Raw genomic sequence first — 25,685 nt, 5'->3', positions numbered from 1 at the left:
AGGGGACGATGACGACGCCGAACGCCCAGGAGCAGCGACTTCCGCTCACTCACGGCCAGGAACAGCTCTGGTTCCTCGACCGGCTGAACCCACAACAGCCCGTGTACAACGTCCCGTTGGCCTTACGCATCCGTGGCGCGCTGGACCCCGCCCGGCTGCGTGCCGCGGCCGACCGGGTCGTCGCCCGCCACGAGGCGCTGCGGGTCCGCTTCCCGGAGACCGACAGCGGCCCCGTCCAGCTCCTGGCGCCGCCCGGACCCGCACACTGGCAGGAGAAGGACGCCGCCGAGAGCGAGTTGGACCACCTGCTCGCCGCGGAGGCCGCCCGGCCCTTCGCGCTCCGGGAAGGCCCCCTGCACCGCTTCCTGCTGCTCCGGCTGGGCCCGGACGACCATGTGCTGTCCCTGGTCTTCCACCACATCGTCGTGGACGGCACCTCACTGGGCCTGGTGGTGTCCGACCTGCTGGAGTACTACCGGGACGACTCCGCTCCGGGCGCCCCCGAGGGGGGCCCGTCCTGGAGCGCCTGGGTGGGCCGGCGCCGCGAGGAGGTCGACGAACCCGGAGAACTCGCCGCCGGTCTCGGCTTCTGGGAGAGCAGGCTGAGCGGGCTGCCCGTGCCCGAACTGCCCGCCGACCGGCTGCGCGGCGCCGCCCCGTCCACCCGCGGCGACCACGTCCGCCAGGAGCTGCCGCCCGGACTCGTCTCCCGGCTGCGGCAGCTCGCCCGCAGCAGGCGTGTCTCCCTGTTCGTCGTCCTCGCGGCGGCCGTCAACGTGCTGGTCAGCCGCTACACCGGCGAGGACGACATCCCCCTGGGCGTACCCCTCGGTGAGCGGGGCGACCCGGCGGCCGAGGGGGTCGTCGGGCACTTCGTCAACATGGTCGTCTTCCGCACGGACCTGTCCGACGACCCGACCTTCGGGGAACTGCTGGACAGGGTCCTCGACCAGACCATCGACCTGCACGACTACGGCTGGGTGCCCTTCGAGCGGGTGGTGGAGCGCCTGCGGCCGGTGCGCGAGCCCGGGCGCAACCCGCTGTTCCAGGTCTCCGTCCAGCTGGTGGCCGACCCGGCCGCACAGGACGGGCTGTACCTGCCGGGGGCGACGGTCGAGACGGTCGGCACGAGGATCCCGCAGTCCAGGTTCGACCTCGCCGTGAACTTCTTCGACGCCGGCGACCGGATCACCCTGGACCTGGAGTACTCGACCGAACTCTTCGACGCCTGGCGGATCGAGGCCCTGGCCGGCCATCTGACGGTGGCCCTTGAAGCGGTGGCCGTGGATCCCGGGCTCCGGCGGTCCGCCGTGCCGTTGCTCGCCGCGGCCGAGCGGGAGGAGCTGTCACGCGCCGGCGTCGGGGACGAACTCCCGCTGCCCGCCGAGCCGTTGCACGTACGCATCGCCAGGACGGCGGCCCTGCGCGGCGATGCCGTGGCGGCCGTGTGCGGGGACCGGCAGATCGGCTACGCCGAACTGGAGCGCCGGGCCGACCGGCTGGCGCGCCGGCTGCGGGCCGCGGGTCTGGCGGCCGGTGACGTGGTGGCCGTCGTCCTGGAGAAGGACCTGGACGCGCTGGTGGCCGAGCTCGCGGTGCTGAAGGCCGGCGGCGCCTTCGCCGTGCTCGACCCCGCTCAGCCGGAGGCCCGGCTCGCCCTGTTGCTGACCGACGCCGGCGCCCGCCTGGTGATCACCCGCGAGGGTCTGCGCGAGGCCGTGCCGCCCGCCGCCGGCCGCGACACGGTGCTCGTCGACGAGCCCGCCCCGGCCACCGCGCCCGGGGACGACGGGCCGCTCAAGGAATGGGCCACGGAGCGCTCCGCCGCCTATGTGCTCTACACCTCGGGCTCCACCGGCGTGCCCAAGGGCGTGGTCATCGAACACGCCGCGCTCACCTGCTTCGTGGAGGGCTACCGCAAGGTCTTCCCGTTCGCCCCCGGGGACCGGCTGCTGCAGTTCTCCGCGCTCACCTTCGACATGGCGCAGGGAGAGATCTTCACCGCTCTCACCGTCGGCGCCACGCTGGTCCTCGTCCCGCCCGACACGGCCCGTTCCCCGGGCGAGCTGGCGCGGCTCATGCGCGAGAGCGAGGCCACCTACGCGGGCCTGATGCCCGCCCTGCTCGCGCTGCTCGAACCGGAACCGTACCCGCACCTGCGCCATCTGATGGCCGGCGGGGACGTGCTCGCCGCCGAGCTGGTCAACAAGTGGAACCTGCCGGGGCGGCTCATGGTCAACATGTACGGGCCGACCGAGGCCGCCGTCGCCTGCGCCCACCACGTCTGCGACCGGCGCACCTGGACCACCGTGCCGCCCATCGGCCGCCCGCAGCACAACCGGCTGCTCTACGTCGTCGACCGCTGGGGCAACCTCGTGCCGCGCGGCATCCCGGGCGAGCTGCTGATCGGCGGGCGCGCCGGACTCGCCCGCGGCTACCTCGGCGCACCCGGGACGACCGACGAGAAGTTCGTGCCGGACGTGTGGGGACCGGGTGAGCGGGTGTACCGCTCCGGCGACCTGGTGAGCTGGAACGCCGAGCACGCGCTGGAGTTCCAGGGCCGGCGCGACGACCAGGTCAAGCTCAACGGGCTGCGGATCGAGCCCGGCGAGATCGAGTCGGCCCTGCTGCGCCACCCCGCCGTGGCCACCGCGGCCGTCGTCCTGCGCACCTCCGCCGAGGGCGCCAAGCGGCTCGTCGGCTATGTGGGGACCCCCGAACCCTCGGCCCTCGACGTGGCGGAGCTGCGCCGGGTCCTGGCCGACGCGGTGCCCGCCTACATGATCCCCTCGGCCTGGATGCTCCTCGCCGAGCTGCCGCTCACCTCCTCGGGCAAGGTCGACCGGCGCCGGCTGCCCGAGCCGGAGCCGGACAGGCCGCGGACGGATGGCGGGCAGTGGCGCGGCGAGCTGGAGCCCCAGGTGGCAGCGATCTTCTCGGCCGTGCTCGACGGCGCCGACATCCGCCCCGGCCAGGGTTTCTTCGAACTGGGCGGCACCTCCTTCCAGGCCATGCGGGTGGTCGGGCGGATTCAGAAGCAGCTCGGCGCGGAGCTGAGCACCAGGACCCTGTTCGCGCATCCCACGGTCGAGGACGTCACCGCGGAGGTGGCCCGGCTCCTCGGCACGGAACGGAAGAAAGGCGCCACCGATGTCTGACGAGACCCTGCTGCTGCCCGTGGGCGGGACGGGCGACCGCCCCCCGCTGTACTGCGTGCACGCCGTCTCCGGCTCGCCGTTCCCGTACGTCCCGTTCGGGCGGTCCTTCGGCGCCGGCCGGCCGGTCTTCGCCGTCGAGGCACCCGGGTTCGACAACGACGCCCGCCCCGTCGCCGACGTCACGGACCTGGCCGAACGGTATGCGGCACTGCTGCGCACCCGCCATCCGGCAGGTCAAACGGCCCTGCTGGGCTGGTCGTTCGGCGGAGTGGTGGCCCACGAGACGGCGCTCCGGCTCCAGGAGACCGGCACGGACGCCGCCCTGCTGGTCCTCGTCGACTCGACCTGCCCGACGCCCGCTCCCGTCCCCCCGGAGCCGGAACTGCTGCGCCGCTTCGTCCAGGACATGCTCGCCGAGGCGGGCCTCCCCGCCCACGAGGTCCGCGCCACGCTCGCCGCGCTGCCGCGGGAGTCCGCCCCGGAACCCTTCTTCGCCGCGGCGACCGCCGGCGACTCACTGCTCGCCGACCTCGCCCCGGCCCTGCTGCACCGCCGCTACGACGTGTTCCGCGCCCACGTCCACGCGCTGTACACGCACCGCGCCCGCCCCGGCCTCCGGAGCCGGACCCTGTGCGTGCAGGCCGCCGACTCGCCCCCGGTGGCCCGGACCTGGGACGGTGTCCTCGACGGTGCCGAGGTGGTCACGGTGCCCGGCGACCACCATTCGGTCTGGTCCGGAGCGGGCCTGGAACGGATCGCCGCCGAGGTCTCCGGCCGGCTCGCCGGGGTGGAGGTCCGTTGAGCGGCGTCCGCGGGCAGACGACCGCCGACCGCACGGAACCGGAACACGCCGAGGCGCACCGCAGACGCACCGTGGCGCTGCTGGTGCTCCTGGTGGCGCCGTTCATGGCGCTGCTCGACATGTTCATCGTGAACATCGCCGCGCCCTCCGTCGAGACCCAGCTGCACGCCACCTTCGCCCAGGTCCAACTGGTCATCAGCGGCTACATCGTGGCCTTCGCCGTCGGCCTGATCACCGGCGGACGCCTGGGCGACCTGTGGGGCCGCGGGCGGATGTTCCTCTACGGCATGGCCGGCTTCGGCGTCACCTCCGCCCTGTGCGCGCTGGCGGGTTCGGCCGACCAGCTGATCGCCGTACGCCTGCTCCAGGGTCTCAGCGCCGCGCTGATGCTCCCCCAGGTGCTGTCGCTGATCCAGGTGCTGTTCCCGCCCGCCGAGCACGCCCGCGTCCTCGGGCTGTACGGGGCGACGCTGAGCTGCGGGTCGGTCACCGGGCAGGTGCTCGGCGGGGTGCTGATCAAGGCCGACGTGGCTGGTCTCGGCTGGCGGATGATCTTCCTCGTCAACATCCCCTTCTGTCTGGCGGCGGTGCTGGTCGGCGCCCGCTTCCTGCCGCGCCGGCAGGACGCCGCGACCCGGCCCGGCTTCGACCCCGTGGGCGTGCTGCTGATCTCGCTGGCGATTCCGCTGCTGCTGGTCCCGCTGGTCTTCGGCGCCCAGACCGGCTGGCCGCTGTGGGTGTGGCCGACGTTCGCCGCCGCGCTCGCCGTGTTCGCGCTGTTCCTGCGCTGGGAGGCCCGGTTCCCCGCCGACAGCGGCTCGGCCCTACTGCCGCTGCGGCTGTTCCGGCTGCCCGGATTCGCCAACGGCATGCCCACCGCGCTCGCCTTCTACAGCGGGAACTCCGGCTTCTACCTCGTGCTCGCGTTCTATATGCAGGACGGCGTGCGGCTCTCCCCGGTCGCCGCCGGACTGGCGTTCGTGCCGCTCGGCACGGCCTTCGCGCTGGCCTCGCTGGCCGCCCGCAGCCTGGTGCCCCGGTTCGGCCGCAAGGCGCTGCTCGGCGGCACCGTCTGCATCCTGCTGGGACTGGTCTACCTGCCGCTCGCCGCCGAGACGGGCGCTGGCGGTGGCACGCTCGGCCGGGCGCTCTGGCTGGAGCCCGGCCTCGTCCTGTGCGGCATGGGACAGGGACTCGTCCTGCCGTCCCTGCTCTCGCTCGCCCTGCGCGGCGTCGACACCGCCGACGTGGGTGCGGCCTCCGGCGGCATCCTGATGGCCTCCCAGTTCGCGGGGGCTCTCGGGGTGGCGGCGGTCGGCGCCGCCTACCGCTCCGCTCTCGGCGAGCACTCCTACACCCAGGCCTTCCGCGCCGGGGTCCTCGCCCTCGTGGTCATCGCCCTGCTGAGTCTGGTGCTGCTCGCCCGGCTGGAATCCCGAACCAGAGACCGTGAATAGAGCCCGCTGGAGATGACGCCTTGCCTACCCTGACCGATCGGATCAAGTTCATACGATGGCCGGCCGAGGCCGGCCTGCGCACCGTCTACCGGCGCCAGGGGATCCCCTGCCTGCTCGTCGTGGAGGGCGGTGCCCTGCCCCCGATCTGCACCGCCCCGTCCGAGGACTGGGTCCGCGCCCCGGCCTCCCGCGAGGACGTCGAGGCCCGCGTCCACGCACTGCGGCAGCGCGCCTACGGCCGCAGGACGCCGACGGTCGACTCGACGGGCGTGCTGTCCTACGGCACCCGGTCCATCACCGTGTCGAGCACCCAGGCCGAGCTGATGGAGCTGTTCATCGCCCACTTCGAGGAAGTGGTGTACCGGTCCGAGCTGGAACAGCAGCTCGCCCGGCGCGTGCCCGCCCCGACCCGCAACGCGCTCGATCTGCACATCATGCGGCTGCGGCGCCGTATCGCCGCCATCGGCCTCGGCATCGGGACCGCCTGGGGCCGCGGCTACATCCTCGAACCCACGCCACTGGAACAGGCGTGGTCCGAGGAGGGCTCCCCGGGTATGACGTACGGCAGCCAGGAAAGGTGACCGGTGGAGCAGGGCACGGAGCAGGGCACGGAGCACGTTCAGGACCTGGCGAATCGTTTCGAGCAGCACCGCGGACGGCTGCGCGGGCTGGCCTACCGGATGCTCGGCTCGCTGGACGAGACGGAGGACGCGGTCCAGGAGACCTGGCTGCGGCTCGGGCGGGTGGACGCCCTCGCCGTGGACAACCTCGCCGGATGGCTGCGCACGGTGCTGTCCCGGGTCTGCCTGGACATGCTGCGGGCCCGCAGAACGCGCCGCGAGCAACTCGTCGGAGTTTCCTTGCCCGACGGCCCGCCACGCCCCGCAGGCGGCCCCGACCCGGAGGCGGAGGCCCTGCTCGCCGAGGCCGTCGGCGGTGCCCTCCTCGTCGTACTGGACACCCTCGGCCCCGACGAGCGGGTGGCCTTCGTGCTGCACGACATGTTCGCCGTGCCGTTCGGTGACATCGCTGTCATCGTCGGCCGTTCCACCGCCACCACCAAGAAGCTCGCCAGCCGCGCCCGGCACAAGGTCGGCGGCGGCCCCGTGGCCGACGCCGCCCGGCTGGCCCGCAACCGCAGGGTCGTCGAGGCCTTCCTCGCCGCCTCCCGCTCCGGTGACCTCCAAGCCGTGCTGAACGTCCTCGCCCCCGACGTGGTGCGCCGCGCCGACCGGGCGGTTCTCGGTCCCGGCCGCCCCGAACGGGCCGAGGGCGCCGACACCGTCGGCCGCGAGATCGCCCACTTCGGCGCGGCGGCCCGGCACGCCGAACCCGCGCTCGTCGACGGGGCCGTGGGCCTGGTGATCGCCCCGCTCGGCCGGCTCCACACGGTGGTCACCCTGACGATCGCGGACGACCGGGTCGCGGCCTACGAACTCGTCGCGGACCCGGCCCGGCTGGCCCGGACGCGTATCGCCGTACTCCCCGGCGCCCTGCTCGGACACGACCGGCCCACCGCCCGGTCCTCGCAGGCCATGGCCGGTCCGGCCGGCTGAGGGGAATCCCCGACCCGGCCCGGCGCGGCGGCGGAGAGGCGTCATCGGCGAGGTGGCCATGCGTCTCCCCGGCCGCGTCGGTGGGTCATCGCGGCCGAAAGCTCACGGGGAGGCTGCTGTCGCCGTGCAGGAACGTGGACCGGATCGGGGTCGGGGTGCCGCGCAGTTCGATCCCGGCGACGCGGTTCACCAACGCCGCCGACAGCGCGTGCAGTTCGGCCCGGCCCAGGAACGCGCCCAGGCAGAAGTGCGGTCCGTGGCCGAGGGTGACGTGCTTGTTCGGGGAGCGGCCGAGGTCGAAGGCGCGCGGGTCGGGAAAGACCGTCTCGTCGTTGTTCGCGGAGATGTTCCACAGCGTCACGATGTCGCCCGCCCGGACCCGCTGCCCCCCGATCACCAGGTCCCGCCGGGCGGTGCGGGCGAAGTGCAGTCCGGGCGTGGCCCAGCGCAGCATCTCCTCGACCGCGGTGTCCGGATCGACCTCCCCGTCACGCAACGCCCGCCACTGACCTGGGTGTTCGGCGAGGGCCCGGACGGCGCAGACGGCGGAGATCCGGGACGACTCGTCCCCGCCGAGGACGAGGCTGTAGCAGTTGAGGGCGACCTCCTCCAGGGTGAGCGGCTCCCCGTCGACACGTGCCGTCGCGATCATGCTGACGACGTCGTCGCCGGGAGCGGCCCGGCGGGTCTCGGCCAGGTCCATGAAGTACAGGACCAGCTCGTTGCGGGCCTCGACGGGATCCAGGTCGCCGTCGTCCGGGCCGCCGGTGGTGAAGGCCGCCTTGCTGTACCGCAGCAGGTCGGCACGGTCCCGCTCGGGAACGGAGAGCAGCTCGCAGATGGTGGTGAGGGGGATGCGCTCGGCCACCTCGGCCGCGAAGTCGAAGGTGCCGGCGCCGGTCACCTCGTCGACGAGCCGCTCGGTGAGCCGGTGCACCCGCTGTGCGACCCGGTCGAGATGCCGCGGCGCGAACGCCCGCCACAGCACGGCACGCAGCTCGCGGTGGCGGGGCCGGTCGGTGACGGCCAGCATCCGGCCGCCCGCCGAGTCGTCACCGTGCAGCAGCACGTCCAGCACCGTGCCGCGCCGCGAGCCCAGCGCGTCGGCGTCCGCGTACCCGGCGACGACGTCCGCGTGGCGGGAGACGACCCAGAATCCGGGCCTGCCCGCGGTGCCTTCATGCCAGTAGACGGGGTGCCGTTCGCGGACCTGACGCCAGAACGGGTAGGGATCCCGGCCGGCGAATGCCGCGGGATCGGTGAGATCCACGGTATGCACGGCGAGAACACCCGAGTCGGGACTGCTCACTGCCGAACTCCTTTGGCAGAGCGGTTCTTTTGGGCATCGGGATCGTCGCAGAACGGTCCGGGGCGCGGTGAAATCATTGCCGAAATCTTTCTCTCGCCACCTGCCGTCGCCGGGGAGACGAAAGACTGCCGAGGAGACGAAAGCCGCACGACCGTCTCCTGATTTCCGCGACAACCCGGCGAGCCCGCCGCGAGAAGGGAACCGGATTCATGGCGAGCCCCCGACAGTCGTGGCTCAGGAACCTGACGGACGAACAGGCCCCGGCGAGGCGGCTGGTGTGCTTCCCGCATTCCGGCGGAACGGCGGAGAGCCACGTCTCCTGGATTCCACGGATCCGACCGGGCACCGAGTTGCTCGCGGTGCAGTACCCGGGGCGCTCGGACCGGTTCGGGGAGCCTCTCGCGCGTGGTGTGCGGGAGATGAGCACCGGTGTCGCGGACGAACTCGCCCGGCTGGAGCCCGTGCCCTGCGCCCTGTTCGGGCACAGCCTGGGCGCCCTCGTGGCCTACGAGACGGCCGTACGGCTGTCCGCCGCCGGCCGGCCGCCGGAGAGCCTGACGGTGTCCGGCTCTCCCCCGCCGGGCCGGGCCGGGACCGGACGGATGCACCTGGCCCGCGACGCGGACCTGTGGGCGCAGGTGTGCGCCCTGGGCGGCATGCCGCCGGAGGTGGCGGACGACGAGGAGCTGGCGGACATCCTGCTGCCGGCGCTGCGCGCGGACATCGCGGCCCACGAGACCTACCGGCCGGTCCCCGGCACCGGCACCCTCACCTGCCCCGTGCGCTGCTACCACGGCATCGGCGATCCCCTGGTGGAAGAGGCCCACCTGCCCGAATGGGCGGAGACGACGACCGGCCCGTTCACGCTGACGCGACGCGCGGGATCGCACTTCCACACGTTCGTGGACCCGGAGAGCCTCGCCCAGGAGATCCAGGACCCCGTCGGCAACTGACGCTGCGGAGGCAGTCATGACCGGCTTGACCTACTCGGACTACGTGCAGACGGCGGCCCTGCTGTCCTTGCAGAAGACGCAGGCGCCCGCCGGCGCGGACCGTGCCGTGCACCTGGCCGAGCACTTCTTCATCGTGGCCCACCAGTGCAGCGAGCTGTGGCTGAAGCAGGTGCTCGCCGACCTGGACGCGGTCGTGGACCTGCTGCCGGCGCGGTCCGGCGACGACGACCTGGACCTCGGTGCGGAGCTCCTCGGGCGGGCGAGCGGGGTGCTGCGGCTGATGCACGAACAGGTCGTCGTGCTGGAGCGGCTGCCGCTGCGGTGCTTCGTGGAGTTCCGGCCCCATCTGGGCACGGCGAGCGGTGCGCAGTCGGACCAGTTCGGGTCGCTGGCCCGGATGATCGGCGGCGACGGCGCGGACGGCACCCTGTACCGGGCCTTCGAATCGGCGGCGGCGCACCGCGGGCTGTCCGTGCCCGGCGTCTGCCGGGCGGGGCTCGCCGCCGGCGCCCTGCACCGGATCGCCGAGGCCCTGCTCGACGTCGGCAACGGCTACTGGCGCTGGAAGGTCGCCCACCTCGCTCTGATGTCCTCGATGGTCGGAGCGCAGGAGGGCACGGGCGGCACCAGCGGGACGGAGTACCTCGCCCGGCGCATCACCGTGCCCTTCCCCGAACTGCGCGGCATCCGCGGCTCCCTGCACGCCGGTCTCACCGACACGGCCCGCTGAAGCCCCGCCGTCAGCCGGAGTGGCGCAGACCGGCGGGCGCGAGGTCCGTCCAGTGCTCCTCGACGTGGGCCAGGCAGGCGGTACGGCTGTCCGGGCCGGCCACACTGCGCCAGCCCGCCGGTACGGCCGCGAAATCCGGCCAGATCGCGTGCTGCCCCTCGTCGTTCACCACGACGTGGAACCGCCCCGTCTCGTCGTCGAACGGGTTCACGGACACAGGCAACTCCCCGGAGAAGAACCGTCACTTCGCCTCAGCGTGTGGCGTGCGGCAATTCCTGTCAACGGGCGGCGAAAGAACCCGGAAAAATCTGTCAGGGATCTTTTCCCGGCTGATTCGGCGGCCGGGGTCACTGCGAGGATGCCGGGCAGTTCCGGCACACCGAATTCCTTGTCGTGCAGCATTCGTGCAGCAGTCGTGCAGCAGTCGTGCAGCAGTCGTGCAGCAGTCGTGCAGCAGTCGTGCAGCAGTCGTGCAGCAGTCGTGCAGCAGTCGTGCAGCAGGAGAACCGAGATGGGGGAACATGGTTGACAGTGTTGTCATCGTCGGCGGTGGCACGGCCGGCTGGATGACCGCCACATATCTCAAGGCCTCCTTCGGTGACCGTCTCCGGGTCACGCTCGTGGAATCGAAGAAGGTCCCGACGATCGGCGTGGGCGAAGCCACCTTCAGCACGGTCCGGCACTTCTTCGCCCACCTGGGACTCGCCGAGCACGAGTGGATGCCGGAATGCCACGCGTCGTACAAGCTGGCCATTCGCTTCGAGAACTGGCGTGCCCCGGGCCACCACTTCTACCACCCCTTCGAACGCCCTCGCGTGGTCGACGGGTTCCCGCTCGCCGACTGGTGGCTGCACAAGCGCCCCAGCGACCGGTACGACCGCGACACCTCCGTGCTCGCGGCCCTGTGCGACGCGAAGCGCTCGCCGCGCCATGCCGGCGGCGACCTCTTCGAGCGGGACCTCGGGCGGGCCGGGGACCGCGACGGCGACGGCGAGACGGACCCGGGCCGGGCGACGCCGGACGGCCTGACGACCCAGTTCCCGTACGCCTACCACTTCGACGCCGCCCTGCTGGCGCGGTTCCTCACCCGGTACGGCACCGAGCGCGGGGTCCGGCACGTCCTGGACGACGTGCTGGACGTGCGTCTGGACGACACCGGGGCGATCAGCGGCGTACTGACGAAGGAGCACGGCGAGCTCTGCGCGGACCTGTACGTCGACTGCACCGGATTCCGCGGGATGCTCCTGAACAAGGCGCTGGAGGAGCCGTTCAGGTCGTACCAGGACAGCCTCCCCAACGACAGCGCGGTCGCCCTGCGCGTCCCGGTCGACGTGGCGCGGCACGGGATGCGGCCCTGTACGACGGCGACGGCGCAGGACGCGGGCTGGATCTGGACGATCCCGCTGTTCGGCCGGCTGGGCACCGGCTACGTCTACGCCGGCGACTACTGCACCCCGGAGCAGGCCGAGCGGACGCTGCGGGAGTTCGTCGGACCCGAGGCGGCGGACCTGCCCGCCAACCACATCCGGATGCGCATCGGGCGCAGCGAGCGGTCCTGGGTGAAGAACTGCGTCGCGATCGGACTGTCCAGCGGCTTCGTCGAGCCCCTGGAGTCGACGGGGATCTTCTTCATCCAGAACGGCGTCGAGCAGCTGGTGCGGCACCTCCCGGACGGCGGCGACGACGAGGCGCTGCGCCGCGCGTACAACCGGCAGGTCGCGGGGGTCATGGACGGGGTGCGCGAGTTCCTCGTCCTGCACTACTACGCCGCGGGCCGCGCCGACAACGCCTACTGGCGGGACGCCAAGACCCGGCCGCTGCCCGACGCGCTCGCCGCCCGCGTCGAGGAATGGCGGCACCAACTGCCCGACGCGGACTCCGTCCACCCCCGCTTCCACGGCTTCGAGCCCTACTCGTACACCGCCATGATCCTCGGCCTGGGCGGACTCCCGGTGCGGCCCAGGCCGGTGCTCGCGCGGATGGACGACACCGCCGCGCTGCGGGAGTTCGACCGGGTGCGCGCGCAGTCGGCGGCCCTGGTCGAACGGCTGCCTTCCCAGGCCGACTATCTGGCGCGGCAGCAGGCATGCCGGAACACCTGAGGCGGGTGGCCGCCCCGGCCGCGGTTGCCCCGCCCCGGTTCCGGGCCCTGATGGCGTCCTTCCCGGCCGGTGTCACCGTCGTCACCGCGGCCGGACGGGACGGCCGCCCGCAGGGGATGACCTGTACCGCCGTGTCGAGCGTGTCGGACGAACCGGCCACCCTGCTGGTCTGCCTCAAGCAGGGCAGCCGCACCCTGGCCTCGCTGACCGAGGCGGCGCGGTTCGCGGTGAACCTGCTCGGCAGCGACGCGCGGCCGGTGGCCGAACTGTTCGCCGCCCGTGGGGCGGACCGCTTCGCACGGGTGCCCTGGGCCTTCGAGCCGGGCTCCGGCGGGCCGCACCTGACCCGGCACGCCCACACGGTCGCCGACTGCCGGGTCACCCGCACCGTGGACGTCGGCGAGCACGCGGTCGTCTTCGGCGAGGTGTTCGCCGTGACCGCGCGGGCCGGCACGGCGCCCGACCCCCTGCTCTACGGACTGCGCGGCTACTGGGCCCTGGGCCGGCCGGGCGACGAATCCGGTGCCGCGGGCACCACGATCCAGCAGCGCGCGAGGAGTTGAGGACAGCATGACCGAGTACGGCATATCGATCCTGCCGGACACCGGGCCCCAGGACCGCACCCCGCAGGAGTACTACGCCAACCTGCTGGACGTGGCCCGGCTGACCGACCGGCTGGGCCTGGAGTACATCAAGATGACCGAGCACTACCTGCACCCCTACGGCGGGTACTGCCCGGACCCGCTCGCCTTCCTGTCCGCCGTGGCGGTCTCCACCGACCGGGTCCGCCTGATGACCGGCGGCATCCAGGCCTCCTTCCATCACCCGATCCAACTGGCGGCGAGCACCGCCCAGTTGGACGCGATCAGCGGTGGCCGGCTGGACGTCGGCTTCGCCCGGGCCTTCCTGCCCTACGAGTTCGACGCGTTCGGTGTCGACATGGACACCAGCACGGACCGCTTCCGGCGGACCGTCGACGCGACGGTACGGCTGTGGACCGAGCCGAAGGTCGACGAGGACGGCCCGTTCTTCCGCTACTCGGGCGTCTCCTCCGTACCGCCGCCCACCCAGCGCGCCCATCCTCCGGTGTGGACGGCGGCGCTCATCACCAGGTCGAGCTTCCAGTGGATCGGCGAGTCCGGCTACAACCTGCTCGTCGCCTCGGCGCCGACGCGGGAGAAGACGGGCCAGGTCAAGGAGATGATCGACTTCTACCGCGCCTGCTTCCTCGGCGCCGAGAAGAACCGGGGGCGCCGGCCCAAGGTCGCCATCAGCGTCGCGCTGATGCTGGCGGACACCGACGAGGAGGCCCGTGGGGAGGGCCGGAAGCATCTGCGCCGGCACTGGGACACCTTCGCGGCGGCGGCCGGATCCTGGCAGGGCCGCGCCTCCGCGTCGTACCAGGGCTACCGGGAGGCCATGGTCGACAAACACCGCTCGGGCGCGAGCGAGGAGGCCGGTCTGGCCGTGATCGGTTCGCCGGACAGCGCGCTGCGTCAGCTGCGCGAGATCCGGGACGCGCTGACCCCCGACGTGATCCTCTTCCAGATCGACTACGGCCAGCAGCCGCTGGCCACCATGCGGCGCAGCCTGGAACTCTTCTCCCACCGGGTCCGGCCCCGGCTCGACGCCGAGGAGCAGCGGGAGGACGGCCGGTGACCGGGACACGGCCCGCCTCGGTGCCCGAGCTCTTCGCGGCGGTGGCGGCACGGGTGCCGGACGCGCCGGCGGTCGTCCACAAGGACACCAGCCTCGGTTACCGGCAGCTCGACGAGCAGGCCAACCGGCTCGCCCGCGAGCTGATCCGGCACGGGGTCGGTCCGGACCGCCTGGTCGCGGTGGCCGTGCCGCGCTCGGCGCAGCTCGTCGTGGTGCTGCTGGCCGTGCTCAAGGCCGGCGGTGCCTATCTGCCGCTCGACCCCGGGTACCCGGCGGCCCGGCTGTCGTACCTGGTCGAGGACGCCGCCCCGGTGCTGCTGGTGCGCGCGGGCGAGGTGGCACTGCCCGGGACGGACCTCCCCGAGATCGTCGTCGACGACCCGGAGTTCACAGCCCGGTGCGCCCGGCACAGCGGTGCCGCCCTCTCGGCGGACGAGCTGAGCCGGCCGCTGCTGCCGGACCATCTGATGTACGTGATCCACACCTCCGGCTCGACCGGCAGCCCCAAGGGCGTTCTCGTGTCCCACGAGGGGGTGCGCGACCTGGTCGCCACCCAGACCGAGCGGTTCGGGCCCGTTCCCGGCGAGCGCGTGCTGCAGTGGGCCTCGGTCAGCTTCGACGCGTTCTTCTGGGACCTCACGCTGGCCCTGCTGTCCGGGGCCACCCTGGTGATGGCCGACGCGGACGACCTGCTGCCGGGTGAGAACCTGCACGAGACCCTGGTCAAGTACGGCATCACGCACGCGGTGCTGCCCCCGGTCGCGCTGAGCATCACCGACAGCGACGGGGTGCTGCCCGGCGGCACGATCATGTCCACCGGCGACGCCTGCACCCCGACCCTCATCGCCAAGTGGGCGCCGGGCCGCCGCATGTTCAACGGGTACGGGCCCACGGAGGTGACCGTGGGCGTGTCGATCGCGGGTCCCGTCGAGGACCCGTCCGACACGGCCATCGGACGCCCGTGGACCGGCGGACGTGTCCATGTGCTGGACGAGCGCCTGCGGCCGGTCCCCGACGGCGAGGAGGGCGAGCTGTATCTCGCCGGCTCCGGACTGGCACGCGGCTATCTGAACCGGCCGGGGCTGACCGCGACCAGGTTCGTGCCCGATCCGTTCGGCCCGCCCGGGACGCGGATGTACCGCTCGGGCGACCGCGGATGGCGCGGACCCGCCGGTGAACTGCACTTCGCCGGCCGTGCCGACGACCAGGTCAAGGTGCGGGGCTTCCGGATCGAGCTCGGCGAGATCGAGACCTGCCTGACCCGGCACCCGGCCGTGCAGATCGCTGCCTGCGTCGTGACGGGCGCACTCGCCGACGCGCGGGTCGTCGCCTTCACGACGCTTCGGCCCGGCGCCGGGGCCGTCTCCGGCGAGCTGCGCGAGTTCCTCGCGGCGAGCCTGCCCGAGCACATGGTGCCGGCGCGCATCGCCGTGCTTCCTGCGCTGCCCACGCTCTCCAACGGCAAGATCGACCGCCGGGCCCTGCGGGACCGGGCCGACGCGGAGCGCACCGGGGCGACGGCCGCCCCGGCAGTCGCTCCGGCGGGCGTCCCGCACTCGCACGAGGAGGTGCTCTACGCCACCGTCCGGGAGCTGCTGGCCCTGGACGGCGTGGACCCGGGCGACAACCTCTTCCGGATCGGCGGCAACTCGGTGGTCGCGGCCCGGCTGGTCGGCGTCCTGCGCAAGAAGACGGGCGTACGCCTGCCGATGCGGGCCGTCTTCGAGGCGGAGAGCCTGGCCGGCCTGGCCCGGCTCCTGCACGAGCACGACACCGCGGCCCCCGGGGAGCGGCGGTGACCGCGGCCGGCGGCACGGGGAGCCGGCATGGCTGAGCGGACCGGCGTCCGGACGGCCGGCAGCCCGGAGACCGTCGTCGTGGGCGCGGGGCTGGTGGGGCCCGTCGCCGCGATGTACCTCGCCGGGCGGTACGGTCCCGTGACGGTTCTCGAACGCCACGACGACCCCCGGACGGCCGCTGCGGCCGGCGGCCGCTCGCTCACGGTGATCCTCTCCGCGCGGGGCTGGCGGGTCCTGCGCGAACTGGGTCTGGAGGAGCGGGTCCGGGCGATCTCGGTACCGCTGCACGGCCGCCGCGGGCATCTGCCGGACGGCGGCACCCCGCTCACCGCGTACAGCAGGGACGGAGCGCCGATCTGGGCCGTGGAGCGCGCCCGGCTGCAGCACATCCTGCTCGATGCCGCCGAGGCCACGCCCGGCGTGCGGATCCGGTTCGGCGAACAGGTCGTCGGGGTCGACCTGGACGCCCCCGAGGTCCGGGTGCGCGGTGCGTCGGGTGAACGCGTGCTGCGCTGTGCGCACCTGCTCGGGTGCGACGGCGCGCACTCCGCCGTCCGCGCGGCCATGTCGGCACGTGGCGTGCGTGAGCACGTCGGCACGCTGGAGCTGGCCTACCAGGAGATCACGCTGGAACTCCCCTGGTGCGAGCCGGAGAACATGCACTACTGGCCGGCCGGTGACGCCCTGTTCGGTGCCTTCCCCACCCTGTCGGCCGGCCGGTTCACCGGCTGTGTCTTCCTCCGCAGGCAGGGACCGGCGCCCTCCTACGCCGCGGTGGCCGCGGGTCTGCCCGCCCCTGACCAGTTCGCCGCGGCCTTCCCCGAACTGGCCCGGGCCATCCCGGACCTGGGCGAGCAGCTGGCCGCCAAACCGGTCTCGCACATCGCGCTGGTGAGCTGCGACACCTGGGTCTGGGAGGACAGGGCGGCGCTGGTGGGCGACTCCTGCCATGCCATGGCGCCCTTCATGGGCCAGGGCATGAACTGCTCCTTCGAGGACGTCCGCGTGCTGGCGGCCTGCCTGGACGGCGAGCGCGGCTGGTCGGCGGGGCTCGCGGCGTACGAGCGGCAGCGCAGGCCGGACGCCGACGCGGTCTCCGCGCTCTCGCTGGAGCACTACCGCACGATGTCGCGGCTGCCCGAACCCGGAGCCGAGGCGGCGGCCGCACTGAGCCGGCGCCTGTCCGCGCTGTTCCCCGACCGCTTCGTCCCGCTCTACGAGCGCTGCGCCTTCACCGAGGAGAGCTACGCCGGGGCGCAGGAGAGCGAACGGCGGCTGCGGCGGCTGGTCCGGGAGATCCAGGACCGCCACCCGGGCGCCGCCGACCGGATCCCCGACCGGGAACTGCGCGGTCACGTGCTGTCCCGGTCACCGCTGTGCTGACGAACCGTCCCGACGTGTGGAGGCCATGGTGATCCTCGTGCTGTTCAGGTCGCGCCTTTCCGAGCGCGCCGACAAGGAGTACGACATCACGGAGGACCGGCTCGCCAGGCGGGTCCGGGAACTCGCGGGCGACGACCTCGTCCACATCAAGAACTACACGTCGGACGACGGGGAGCGGCTGGCACTGGTGTGGTGGCGCAACCCGGAGACGCTGGAGCGCTGGCGCACCGACCCCGAGCACCAGGAGGCTCAGCAGCTCGGCCGTGAACAGTGGTATTCCTTCTACGAGTTGACCGTGGCCGAGGTGATCAGGACCAGCTCCGGCGAGGACGCGTCCCGCTATCCCAGCCGGTGAGCCGCCGGCCGGGCGGGCCGGTACCGGTCACAGTGCGGCCAGCACGGCGGCCGTCGTGCCCGCGGTGCCCAGCGTGCCGCCGAGATCCGGGGTGACCCGGCCGGCCGCGACGGCGCTGCCGACGGCCTGCCGGACCGCCATGGCCTCGTCGTCGTGGCCGAGGTGTTCCAGCAGCAGCGCGGCCGACAGGATGGCGCCCAGCGGGTTGGCCGTACCGGTGCCGGCGATGTCCGGCGCGGTGCCGTGCACCGGTTCGAACAGGCCGTAGCCGGTGGTGCCGTTGAGACTGGCGGAGGGGGCGAGGCCGATGCCGCCGGCGAGGGCGGCGGCGAGGTCGCTGAGGATGTCGCCGTACGAGTTGTTGGTGACGATGACGTCGAAGGAGTCCGGGTCGGTGACCAGCCGCATCGCGGCGGCGTCGACGTAGAGGTGCGACGCGGCGACCTCCGGGTTCCGCCCGGCGGCGGTCTCCCAGCAGCGCTGCCACAGGCTGCCGCCGGACCGGACGGCGTTGGCCTTGTCGACCATGCACACCCGCCGCCGGGCGACGGAGAAGGCGAAGTCGAGGATCCGGGAGACGCCGTGCTGGGTGCTGACCTCCGCGTCGATCGCGGTCTCCCAGGGCGACGCCTGATGCACGGCCCCGCCGACACCGCTGTACAGGCCCTCGGTGTTCTCCCTGACGATCGCGCAGTCGAAGCCCCGGCGGGCGGGGTCGCGCAGGGGGCTGAGCCGGTCGTGCCACAGCCGCACCGGCCGGTAGTTGGCGTACAGGTCGAAGCCGAGCCGGAGCCGCATGAGCACTCCGCGCACATAGTCGGTGTGCTCCAGCGACGGGTGGCCCACGGCGCCGAGCAGGGTGGCCGAACTGGCGGAGATCCGCGCGAAGTCGGCGTCCGACAGCGCCGTTCCCTCGCGCCGGTACGTTCCCGCGTTCACGTGGTCCAGGACGTCCGGCGAGAGGTCCGTGCCGAGAGCCTCCAGCACCCGCAGCGCGGACTCGACGACCTCCGGGCCGATCCCGTCACCGGGTATGACGGTCACAGTCCTCATGGCCCACCTTCCCCGACCGGAAATCGTCGCCGTCGATCACGGAGGGAACGCTAGCCGCGGGCCCGGAGGCGCGGGCCGGATCTTTCGGGTGTCATTCATGCCGATTGTCATTCCTGCCGGTCCTCCGGCCACTGCTCACTCCCATCGGCTCCGGCCACCGCTCGTTTCGATCGGCCCACCGGGACCAGCAGCACCGCCAGCACCAGGGCCGTGACCAGCCCGCCCACGAGGAACAGCCCGCGCACTCCCACGGTGGGAAGCAGGAGGCCGCCCGCCGACGCGCCCGCCGCCACGCCCACGTTGAAGGCGGCGGAGTTCCCGGCCAGCCCCAGCTCGGTGCGGCCCGGCACCGTGCGGAAGACCAGGTTCTGGGTCGCCATGAAGAACGGCCCCGTGGACACCCCGAGCAGCACCAGAGCGCCCACGGTGACCGCCCGGCCGTGCCCACCGCTCGCGTACAGCCCCCACAGGCCCGCCGTCTGGCCGGTCGCCAGCAGCACGGGCACGGCACGCGGACAGCGGTCGAGGACGGTGCCGGCCAGCACCACGGCGACGAACCCGGCACCGCCGTACACCGTGAGCAGCACGCTCACCGCGGCGTCGGGAAACCGCCCGGTGCCGGTCAGGAAGGCCGTCAGATAGGTGAAACCGGTGAACACGCCGGTGGCCGACAGGGCCGTGGCGGCCAGGACCGCGGTGAAACGACGGGCGTCGGGGGCGCTCCCGCGCGCCGCGTGCCCCTGGCCCGGAACCGTGGTCGGCAGCAGCGCGGCGACCACGGCGAGGGCGACCAGACCGGCCCCGCCGAGCACCAGAAACGGTGCGTGCCAGCCCCATGCGCCCCCCAGCCAGGTGCCGGCCGGCACCCCCAGCACCTGGGCGAGCGAACCGCCCACCGACACGAGGCCGATGATCCGGCCGCGCCGCGAGGGCGGGAAGAGGCCGACGGCCACCGGACCCGAGACCGCCCAGAACAGCGCCTGGGCCAGCGCCGTCGCGATCCGGGCCGCCAGCAGTCCCGGGTAGGACCGTCCGATCGCCAGGGGTGCCCAGCTCGCCAGCGCGAACACCGCAAGCAGCCCCGTGAGCAGATGGCGGCGGGGTATCGCACGGGTCACCTGGGCGACGGGCAGGGACGTCGCGGCCACCGTCACGCCGTAGCCGGTGACGAGGAGGCCCACGGCCGGGAGGGACACGCGCAGATCGGCGGAGATGGGCCGGAGCAGGCCGATGGGCAGGTTCTCGGTGGTGTTGAAGGCGAACGCGGCCAGCATGAGCGCGGCGAGCACGGCGGAGCTCCGCCAGCCGGGGAGTTCTATGCCTCGATGCCCCTTCCGGCGCCGGTGATCCAGCCCATCCGGGCCGCGTGCACGCCCAGTTGGTACCGGGTCTGGACATTCAGCTGGACCATGAGGGAATTGACCATGCGACCCACTGTCCGCACCGATATTCCCAGCTTCCGGGACACGCTTTCGTCCTTCATTCCTTCCGACATCATCTGGAGCATGACCCGCTGCTGAGCCGTCGGCTGCTGCCCCGAGTCGGTCCCGGATTCCTCTTCCGGGACGTCGGGTTCGTTCGCGGACCCAAACGGGGCGGAGTTGAGCCAGCAGAACTCGAAAACCTCGCGTAATAGGCGGGTGATCTCCCGCCCGCGCAGCATCATGACCGTCGAACTCCCCCGTTCCGGAAGCCCCGGTGTCACGGCGAACGAATCGTCCACGATCAGCAGCCGGAAAGGCACATGGTGGAGCAGGCGCACCTGCATTCCGTCCGTGTCGAGGGCCTTGAGATGCGCGTACCCGTGCGAACTGCGGGCCGTGGAGGCCAGATGGACGGTGCGCATCCGCACACCCCGCTCCATGGCCTTGCGGTTGCGGGCCCGGCCCGTCTCCAGCGCCTCGACCGAGTTGGGCACGCTGGTGTGGACGCTGAGGATCTCGTCCGTCGCCGACTCGGCGGCGTCGCTCAGCATCTGCTCGATCCGCCGGCGGTCGGTGATCATGTCGGCGTAGATGACCTGCATCTTCGCCGCCTGCGTATGCGTGAACTCCGAGGCGACCACGGACATCGCCGCGTGGGTCGCCTCCATCTCACGCTGCATCAGGTTCCACATGCCCTCGCCGCGCTGCATCAGCCGGGCGAGGGAGACTTCCGGGGTGGAGGTCACGTACCTCACCGGGCACGCCTCCTCCGGCGTGTCGGTCGACTGCACCGGTTCCAGAAGGCCCAGTTCGATCAGGCGTTGCTGTGTCTCACCGAGCCGCGCGGTCGGAATCCGGACCAGATCGGCGGCTTCCGGCACGCCCAGGCCGGAGTTCCTCGACATGGCCCGGTAGAGTTCCTGCGCCCATGCGTCGAGATCCCGCGCCGTCACCGGAGTGTCCCCCTTCCTTTTCCGCGCAACACCAGCACCCTACCCAAGGGTATCCAAAATCCAACACCCTCGAACATGGTCGAACAAGGTTGGCCAATTCCGGTCGGCTGCGGGGGAACGGAGAATAGTCGGCGGGGAGAAGTCGACGTTCGCTGGCCCGGAAGAAATACCCGTCCACCTGCCTCGAACGCGTCCGAATGCCCCTCCTGGATACCCGCATGGAATCAACCTGTTGCATCCGCTGAGACGGCTCGCCGAGGAGGTATGAGCCTCTCCCGGACGTTCTTTCACCAAATCACCGTAAAGTTTGCGATGTTGACGTGAACGGGTCCCGGTGATCGGACGCCCGCTCAGGGCGAGGTGATGTCCGCGACCACGGCCTTCGGCGGGACCCGGACGATGTCCGCCGCCTCCGCCTCCACGGTGCAGTGCGGCCGGCCGCTCCCGAACAGCACCATGCCCATCCGAGGCACCGCGGCGTCGAAGACGACGGTGACGTCCGGAGCGTCGCAGATGGGACCGACCCCGCCGCGTTCCATGTCCAGCTTCCGCAGGGCCGCCTCGTCGGCGGATCTCAGGGCCGAGCGCGACACTCCCAGGGCGGACGCGAGCCGGCCGTAGCGGATCCGGGCCGGGCCCGGAACGGCCGCCAGCACCAGGCGGTCGGGGCCGACGGTGAACGCCATCGTCTTCAGCGAGTTCTCGATGTTCTCCTCGGTGAACCCGGTGCGGGTCCGGATGTCGTCGCCGGTGCGGATCTCCACGTGCCGGTGCACGGTGCATTCCACCCCGGCAGCGGTGAGGAGCGCGACAGCGGGTGGGGACGAAGTCGGTGCGTTCTCCATGTTTCTCCGATTTCTCCGATCACAACTGGTTGGGAGTCGGCTCCGGTGTCCGGGGCCGGTCGCCTCGCATGCCCGACGCGATGGCGGCCGCCGCGACCAGGGCGATCCCGCCGAAGACGAGCCAAGCCGTGCCTCGTATGCCCTGCCACAGCGCGACTCCGACCACGGGGCCGATCGCGGTCCCCACACCGAACACGGCCTGGGACGCGCCGAGATACCTGCCGACGAGCTCGCCGGAGCCCGCCTGCGCCGGGTACGCCACCATCGTCGGCGAGCCGACGACCTCGCCCAGCGACCAGACCAGCGTGGCCACCGCGAAGCCCACGACCCCGAGCGGCAGCGAGTACGCGGCCAGCCCGGCGGCGACCAGGACCACACCGCAGGCCGCGCCCAGCCGCCGCGGCCAGTGCTGCACCCGTCTGGTGACGGCGAGTTCGCACGTGATCACCACGAATCCGTTGAGCGCGACCATGACGCCGTACACCATGGTGGGCCGGCCCGCGTCGTGGACGGCCAGCGGCAGGACGGAGACGTACTGGATGTAGACCGCCGAGTAGGCGAGCATGCCCATCAGGAATCCCACGTACCGGGTGTCGCGCAGCAGCGTCAGGTACCCCCCGTGGGGACCCGGTTCGCCGGACGTCCGGGCGGCGCGCGGCGGGTCGGCCAACAGGGCCCGCCGACAGATGACGGCACACAGCAGCGCCGCGACGGCCTCCCCCCAGAACAGCAGCTGGTAGGAGATCGCCGCCAGCAGGGCTCCGAGCAACGGTGCGGCCGTCGTTCCCAGGTTCTGTGCCATGCGGTACAGGGCGAAGGCCATCACATGCCGCTGCGCCGGCACGCCCGCGCTCACCAGTTGGGCGGAGACGGGCCGGTAGATCTGGCTGGTGACGCCGAGCGCGGTCACGACGACGAGCAGGACGGGGAACGACGTCACGAGCGGAACGCCCGCGGTGAGCAGGGCTGTCGACGCCATCGACCCGGTGATCGCCCGGCGGGCCCCGACCTGGTCCACCAGCCAGCTGCCCAGCAGGACGCCGAGGATCGCGCCGGCACCGTTCGCGCCGAGCGCGATGCCGGCCTGCCCGGCGTCGTACCCGTCGTGCACCAGGTACAGCACCAGGAACGCCTGGAGGAAGCCGCCGAGCCGGTTCACGAACACCCCGGCGATCACGGCCCTGACCGCCCGCGGCGCCGCTCGCCACGTGGCGACCGCGCCGGTCGCCTCGGTCCGGTCCACGGTCACGGGTCGCCTGCCCACGGCTCAGCCGCCCGGCACGACGCGTACGGCGCGCTCGGCCGCGTCCAGCGCCTCGGCGCACTGCTCGGCGGTGTCGCCGGTGACGATCACCAGGGCGTAGCGGCAGGTGACGTGCGCGGCGGGCGGCAACAGCAGCCGCTGTCCCGGAGTCGCGAGGATCTCCACGAGTTCCACGGTCGACGGCAGGTTCGAGCGGTCGACCCGCACGGAGCCGACGACGGTGTCCCGTTCGGGATACAGGAAGCGGATCGCCGCCGCGCCCCGTGGCCCGACCGGGAGGGCCGGCCGTTCCCCGAGGGCGAGTGACACGGCGGCCAGAGCGGCGTCCACTCCGGTCACCATGCGCCCGAGGTAGGGAATGAGGTCGCCGCCGCTGCGGGCGTTGATCTCCACCAGCCGGGGCCCGCGGGCGGTGAGCCGCCACTCGGTGTGCGTCCAGCCGCGGGTGAGGCCGACGGCTGCGTGTGCCGCGTGGAGTGCTCGCGCCAGCTCGGCGTCCCGCAGCAGGGGGTCGGCGGCGTCGACCGTATGGCCGACCTCCTCGAAGTGGGGCGGGAATCCCAGGTGCTTGCGGGCGACGAAGACCGGGGTGACCTCGCCGTCCCAGCACAGGCTGTCCACGCTGATCTCCGGCCCGTCGAGGTACTCCTCGACCACGACCGGTTCCGGGAAGCGCTCGCGCACCTCCGGCATGGATCGCGTGGCCACCGACTCGAACACCTCGGTCAGGTGCTCGGGGCCGGCGACCAGGGTGGTTCCGTTGCTGCCGACCAGTGCGCGCGGCTTGAGCACCACCGGGTACCCGATCGTCGCCGCGGCGTGCAGCGCCTCGCCGGTGTCGCGGGCGGCGACGGCGTGCACGGGCGAGGCGCCGTGGCGGCGCAGCGCGTTCCGCGTGGCCAGTTTGTCGCGGCACGTGGCCACCACCGCCGAGGGCATGGTGGGCAGCCCCAGGCTCTCGGCGAGCAGTGCGGAGGGCAGGATGCGGGTCTCGTCCCAGCACAGGATGCCGCTGACGGGGACGGGGCCCGCCGCCACGTCGTGGGCGGCCCTGAGCATCGCCTCGTGGTCCAGCGTGTCGACGACCGTGTGCCCGCAGACCAGCGGCTGGTCCCAGGTCGGCTCCTCCTCCTTGAACACCCAGATCCGGTGTTCCTTGGCCACGGCCTGCAGCATGTAGCCGCGGGTGAGCTCCGCCATCGGACTCACCAGGATCAGCAGCGGCCGGTCGGCCCCGTCCGATCCGGTCGGACTTGATCGGAGCATGTTCAGTGCGCCCCCGACAGACGCGGACGCGTGACCGGTGAGACGCCGGCGCCGACGGGATCGCGTTCGATGGGTGAGAAGTCGTACCGGTCCAGCGGGTCGTGCTTGAGGTCGGTGATCGACAGGTTGGTGGAGCGGATGCGCGCGCGCACGCTGTCACTGGCGAGCTTGATGGCAACGCTGTCGGCGAACGGAGCTCCCCTGTCGGTCACCGAGATGACACCGGCGCCGATCTCCAGCAGCCCGTTGTCCACGAAGGGGCGCAGCTCGGCGGCGAACTGCTCGGCGGGGTCGACGCCGTACCTCTGGCGGAACTCCTCGCGGTGCACCCCGTTGGACCGCAGGGCGAACATCACGGCGCGGCGCATCCGCTCCTCGACGCTGAGATGGGCGCCGCGCCACACCGGCGGCCGACCGCTCTCGATCGCGTCCATGTAGCCGCCGACCGTGCACTCGTTGTAGTACTGCGTGTGGCCGACGTAGCCGAATCCGGAGACGCCGAAGGGCAGGAGGTTGATGTCCTCGGTCGAGTCGAACTTGCTCTCCTGCTGGCGCGAGTGGTGCTCGTCCTGCGCGTAGTAGAACAGCGGGCCGCGGCGGAAGCCGATCTCCTTCATGATCGCCTCGGTGGCGAAGTGCATGAGCAGCCGGTCCCGGTTGCCCGGGAAGATCTCCGGGTTCTTCCGGTAGTGCGCGGAGATGGGGTCGGCCTGCTTGAACATCAGGGGGAAGATGTTGAACTTCTTCACCCCTGCCGCGACCAGGGTGCGGATGGACGTGTACCAGTTCTGCAGGTTCTGGTACGGCAGGCCGAAGATGAGGTCGACCGAGAGGTTGTCCACCCCGCGCTCGGACAGCATCCCCAGGAGCCGGTGCACGTCCGCCGCGGTGTGGCCGCGGTTGAGCTTGCCGAGGATCTGGTCCTCCATGGCCTGCACCCCGAACACCCAGCGGTTCACACCGGCCTCCGCGACGGCGTCGAGCCGGTCCGCGTAGTCCGGTGCGTCTATGACACTGGGATGGAGCTCGAACGTCATCTCCGTCTCGGCGGTGACCCCCACCGCGGCGCGCAGGCTGCGGGAGACCTCGGTGATCTGCTCGGCGTTCAGGTACGAGGGAGTGCCGCCGCCGAAGTAGACGGTGGCCGCGGTCGGACAGCCGGCCAGATCGCCCACCATGGCCAGATCCTCGCGCAGCGCGCGGACATAGCGTGCGACGCGCTGGTCCTCCGGCAGTATCTCCTTCGCGAAATGGCAGAAAGTGCAGCGCTGTTCGCAGAATGGAATGTGGAGATACACGTTGCACATTCCAGTCGCCTTCGGCAGGAATTCCATGGGGTCCACGGGATCCATGGCCTTGAGCGGTGGATAGGTGCCGATCAGGTAGTAGTTCTCGATGGGCTGCAGGATCCCCAGTTCCGCCAACTGGGCCAACGGGAGTCCGGCGAGCGCGGAGTGAGCCTCATCAGCGACCTGCCGAAAGCTGGGAAACGAAGAGAGCGCGTCCATTCTTCACCCCTTGAGATTGATCTGGGGCCCACGCTACGAGTTCGTCCGTACCGGCGAGTATCCGCCCGGTGTCCCGAGGGTTCGGCGGGTGCCCGCGCGGTGTTAGCTT

Annotated in this window: 22 protein-coding genes; 13 read left to right on the top strand and 9 right to left on the bottom strand. The window is 72.2% G+C overall.

Annotation, left to right across the window (positions count from 1 at the left end):
* Window positions 1–8 precede the first annotated feature (8 nt).
* Genes ACGF5O_RS28865 through ACGF5O_RS28845 form a run of 5 tightly spaced genes read left to right on the top strand, consistent with a single transcriptional unit; the run spans window position 9 to window position 6,973 of the window.
* Window positions 9–3,158 carry an amino acid adenylation domain-containing protein gene (locus ACGF5O_RS28865; protein ID WP_393812797.1) on the top strand — a complete coding sequence of 1,050 codons (3,150 nt, stop codon included), beginning with the start codon at window positions 9–11 and terminating at the stop codon, window positions 3,156–3,158.
* Window positions 3,151–3,960, top strand: a complete 810-nt coding sequence (locus ACGF5O_RS28860; protein WP_393812796.1) for an alpha/beta fold hydrolase — start codon at window positions 3,151–3,153, stop codon at window positions 3,958–3,960. Before ACGF5O_RS28865 ends, ACGF5O_RS28860 begins: the two co-directional genes overlap by 8 nt.
* Complete coding sequence (locus ACGF5O_RS28855; protein ID WP_393812795.1) at window positions 3,957–5,417, top strand: MFS transporter; 1,461 nt, start codon at window positions 3,957–3,959, stop codon at window positions 5,415–5,417. The genes ACGF5O_RS28860 and ACGF5O_RS28855 overlap by 4 nt, the downstream gene beginning before the upstream one ends.
* Window positions 5,418–5,437: 20 nt before the next feature.
* Window positions 5,438–5,998, top strand: coding sequence for a helix-turn-helix domain-containing protein (locus tag ACGF5O_RS28850; protein ID WP_393812794.1), 561 nt, complete (start codon window positions 5,438–5,440; stop codon window positions 5,996–5,998).
* 3 nt (window positions 5,999–6,001) lie between these two features.
* Window positions 6,002–6,973 carry a sigma-70 family RNA polymerase sigma factor gene (locus tag ACGF5O_RS28845; RefSeq protein ID WP_393812793.1) on the top strand — a complete coding sequence of 324 codons (972 nt, stop codon included), beginning with the start codon at window positions 6,002–6,004 and terminating at the stop codon, window positions 6,971–6,973.
* Between the two features lie 85 nt (window positions 6,974–7,058).
* On the opposite strand, the gene ACGF5O_RS28840 is transcribed toward ACGF5O_RS28845, so the two are convergent.
* The gene (locus tag ACGF5O_RS28840) at window positions 7,059–8,282 is read right to left on the bottom strand and encodes a cytochrome P450 (protein WP_393812792.1); all 1,224 of its coding nucleotides are present in this window, start codon (window positions 8,280–8,282) and stop codon (window positions 7,059–7,061) included.
* A 209-nt stretch (window positions 8,283–8,491) separates the two neighbouring features.
* On the opposite strand from ACGF5O_RS28840, the gene ACGF5O_RS28835 reads away from it, so the two are divergent.
* On the top strand, window positions 8,492–9,235 hold the full coding sequence (locus ACGF5O_RS28835) for a thioesterase II family protein (RefSeq protein ID WP_393812791.1): 744 nt from the start codon (window positions 8,492–8,494) through the stop codon (window positions 9,233–9,235).
* Between the two features lie 16 nt (window positions 9,236–9,251).
* Window positions 9,252–9,965 (top strand): tryptophan 2,3-dioxygenase family protein, encoded by a 714-nt coding sequence (locus ACGF5O_RS28830; RefSeq protein WP_393812790.1) that lies wholly within the window; start codon window positions 9,252–9,254, stop codon window positions 9,963–9,965.
* Between the two features lie 10 nt (window positions 9,966–9,975).
* Here the strand turns inward: ACGF5O_RS28830 and ACGF5O_RS28825 are convergent, their stop codons facing one another.
* Window positions 9,976–10,182, bottom strand: a complete 207-nt coding sequence (locus ACGF5O_RS28825) for an MbtH family protein (protein ID WP_393812789.1) — start codon at window positions 10,180–10,182, stop codon at window positions 9,976–9,978.
* 304 nt (window positions 10,183–10,486) lie between these two features.
* Between ACGF5O_RS28825 and ACGF5O_RS28820 the strand changes: the two genes are divergently transcribed.
* From ACGF5O_RS28820 to ACGF5O_RS28795, 6 genes are read left to right on the top strand one after another with little or no spacing between them, the layout of a single operon-like run.
* Window positions 10,487–12,067: a tryptophan halogenase family protein gene (locus ACGF5O_RS28820; RefSeq protein WP_393812788.1), complete on the top strand. Its 1,581-nt coding sequence runs from the start codon at window positions 10,487–10,489 to the stop codon at window positions 12,065–12,067.
* Window positions 12,052–12,630, top strand: coding sequence for a flavin reductase family protein (locus ACGF5O_RS28815; RefSeq protein WP_393812787.1), 579 nt, complete (start codon window positions 12,052–12,054; stop codon window positions 12,628–12,630). The genes ACGF5O_RS28820 and ACGF5O_RS28815 overlap by 16 nt, the downstream gene beginning before the upstream one ends.
* A gap of 7 nt (window positions 12,631–12,637) precedes the next feature.
* Window positions 12,638–13,726, top strand: a complete 1,089-nt coding sequence (locus ACGF5O_RS28810) for an LLM class flavin-dependent oxidoreductase (RefSeq protein WP_393812786.1) — start codon at window positions 12,638–12,640, stop codon at window positions 13,724–13,726.
* Window positions 13,723–15,525: an amino acid adenylation domain-containing protein gene (locus ACGF5O_RS28805; protein WP_393812785.1), complete on the top strand. Its 1,803-nt coding sequence runs from the start codon at window positions 13,723–13,725 to the stop codon at window positions 15,523–15,525. Before ACGF5O_RS28810 ends, ACGF5O_RS28805 begins: the two co-directional genes overlap by 4 nt.
* Window positions 15,526–15,552: 27 nt before the next feature.
* Window positions 15,553–16,908 (top strand): FAD-dependent oxidoreductase, encoded by a 1,356-nt coding sequence (locus ACGF5O_RS28800; protein ID WP_393812784.1) that lies wholly within the window; start codon window positions 15,553–15,555, stop codon window positions 16,906–16,908.
* Window positions 16,909–16,933: 25 nt separating this feature from the next.
* Window positions 16,934–17,263 carry an antibiotic biosynthesis monooxygenase family protein gene (locus tag ACGF5O_RS28795; RefSeq protein ID WP_393812783.1) on the top strand — a complete coding sequence of 110 codons (330 nt, stop codon included), beginning with the start codon at window positions 16,934–16,936 and terminating at the stop codon, window positions 17,261–17,263.
* A 27-nt stretch (window positions 17,264–17,290) separates the two neighbouring features.
* On the opposite strand, the gene ACGF5O_RS28790 is transcribed toward ACGF5O_RS28795, so the two are convergent.
* The 7 genes from ACGF5O_RS28790 to ACGF5O_RS28760 all read right to left on the bottom strand — a co-directional run bounded on the left by ACGF5O_RS28790 (window position 17,291) and on the right by ACGF5O_RS28760 (window position 25,576).
* Window positions 17,291–18,316: an isocitrate/isopropylmalate dehydrogenase family protein gene (locus ACGF5O_RS28790; RefSeq protein WP_393812782.1), complete on the bottom strand. Its 1,026-nt coding sequence runs from the start codon at window positions 18,314–18,316 to the stop codon at window positions 17,291–17,293.
* A gap of 107 nt (window positions 18,317–18,423) precedes the next feature.
* Entirely contained in the window at window positions 18,424–19,605 is a 1,182-nt protein-coding gene (locus ACGF5O_RS28785) for an MFS transporter (protein ID WP_393812781.1), read from the bottom strand.
* A 26-nt stretch (window positions 19,606–19,631) separates the two neighbouring features.
* On the bottom strand, window positions 19,632–20,693 hold the full coding sequence (locus ACGF5O_RS28780; RefSeq protein WP_393812780.1) for a LuxR C-terminal-related transcriptional regulator: 1,062 nt from the start codon (window positions 20,691–20,693) through the stop codon (window positions 19,632–19,634).
* Between the two features lie 350 nt (window positions 20,694–21,043).
* A complete protein-coding gene (locus ACGF5O_RS28775; protein WP_393812779.1) occupies window positions 21,044–21,469 on the bottom strand; it encodes an aminoacyl-tRNA deacylase in 426 nt (141 codons plus the stop codon).
* An 88-nt stretch (window positions 21,470–21,557) separates the two neighbouring features.
* Window positions 21,558–22,787, bottom strand: a complete 1,230-nt coding sequence (locus ACGF5O_RS28770) for an MFS transporter (RefSeq protein ID WP_393812778.1) — start codon at window positions 22,785–22,787, stop codon at window positions 21,558–21,560.
* 18 nt (window positions 22,788–22,805) lie between these two features.
* Window positions 22,806–24,068 (bottom strand): ATP-grasp domain-containing protein, encoded by a 1,263-nt coding sequence (locus ACGF5O_RS28765; protein ID WP_393812777.1) that lies wholly within the window; start codon window positions 24,066–24,068, stop codon window positions 22,806–22,808.
* A 2-nt stretch (window positions 24,069–24,070) separates the two neighbouring features.
* Window positions 24,071–25,576 carry a coproporphyrinogen-III oxidase family protein gene (locus ACGF5O_RS28760; RefSeq protein ID WP_393812776.1) on the bottom strand — a complete coding sequence of 502 codons (1,506 nt, stop codon included), beginning with the start codon at window positions 25,574–25,576 and terminating at the stop codon, window positions 24,071–24,073.
* Window positions 25,577–25,685: the final 109 nt, after the last annotated feature.

This window comes from Streptomyces sp. NPDC048291, from assembly GCF_043201715.1.
In the GTDB taxonomy this organism is placed as follows: domain Bacteria; phylum Actinomycetota; class Actinomycetes; order Streptomycetales; family Streptomycetaceae; genus Streptomyces.
Note: the sequence above shows the minus strand (reverse complement) of the source record. Positions and strands in the feature narration are given on the sequence as shown.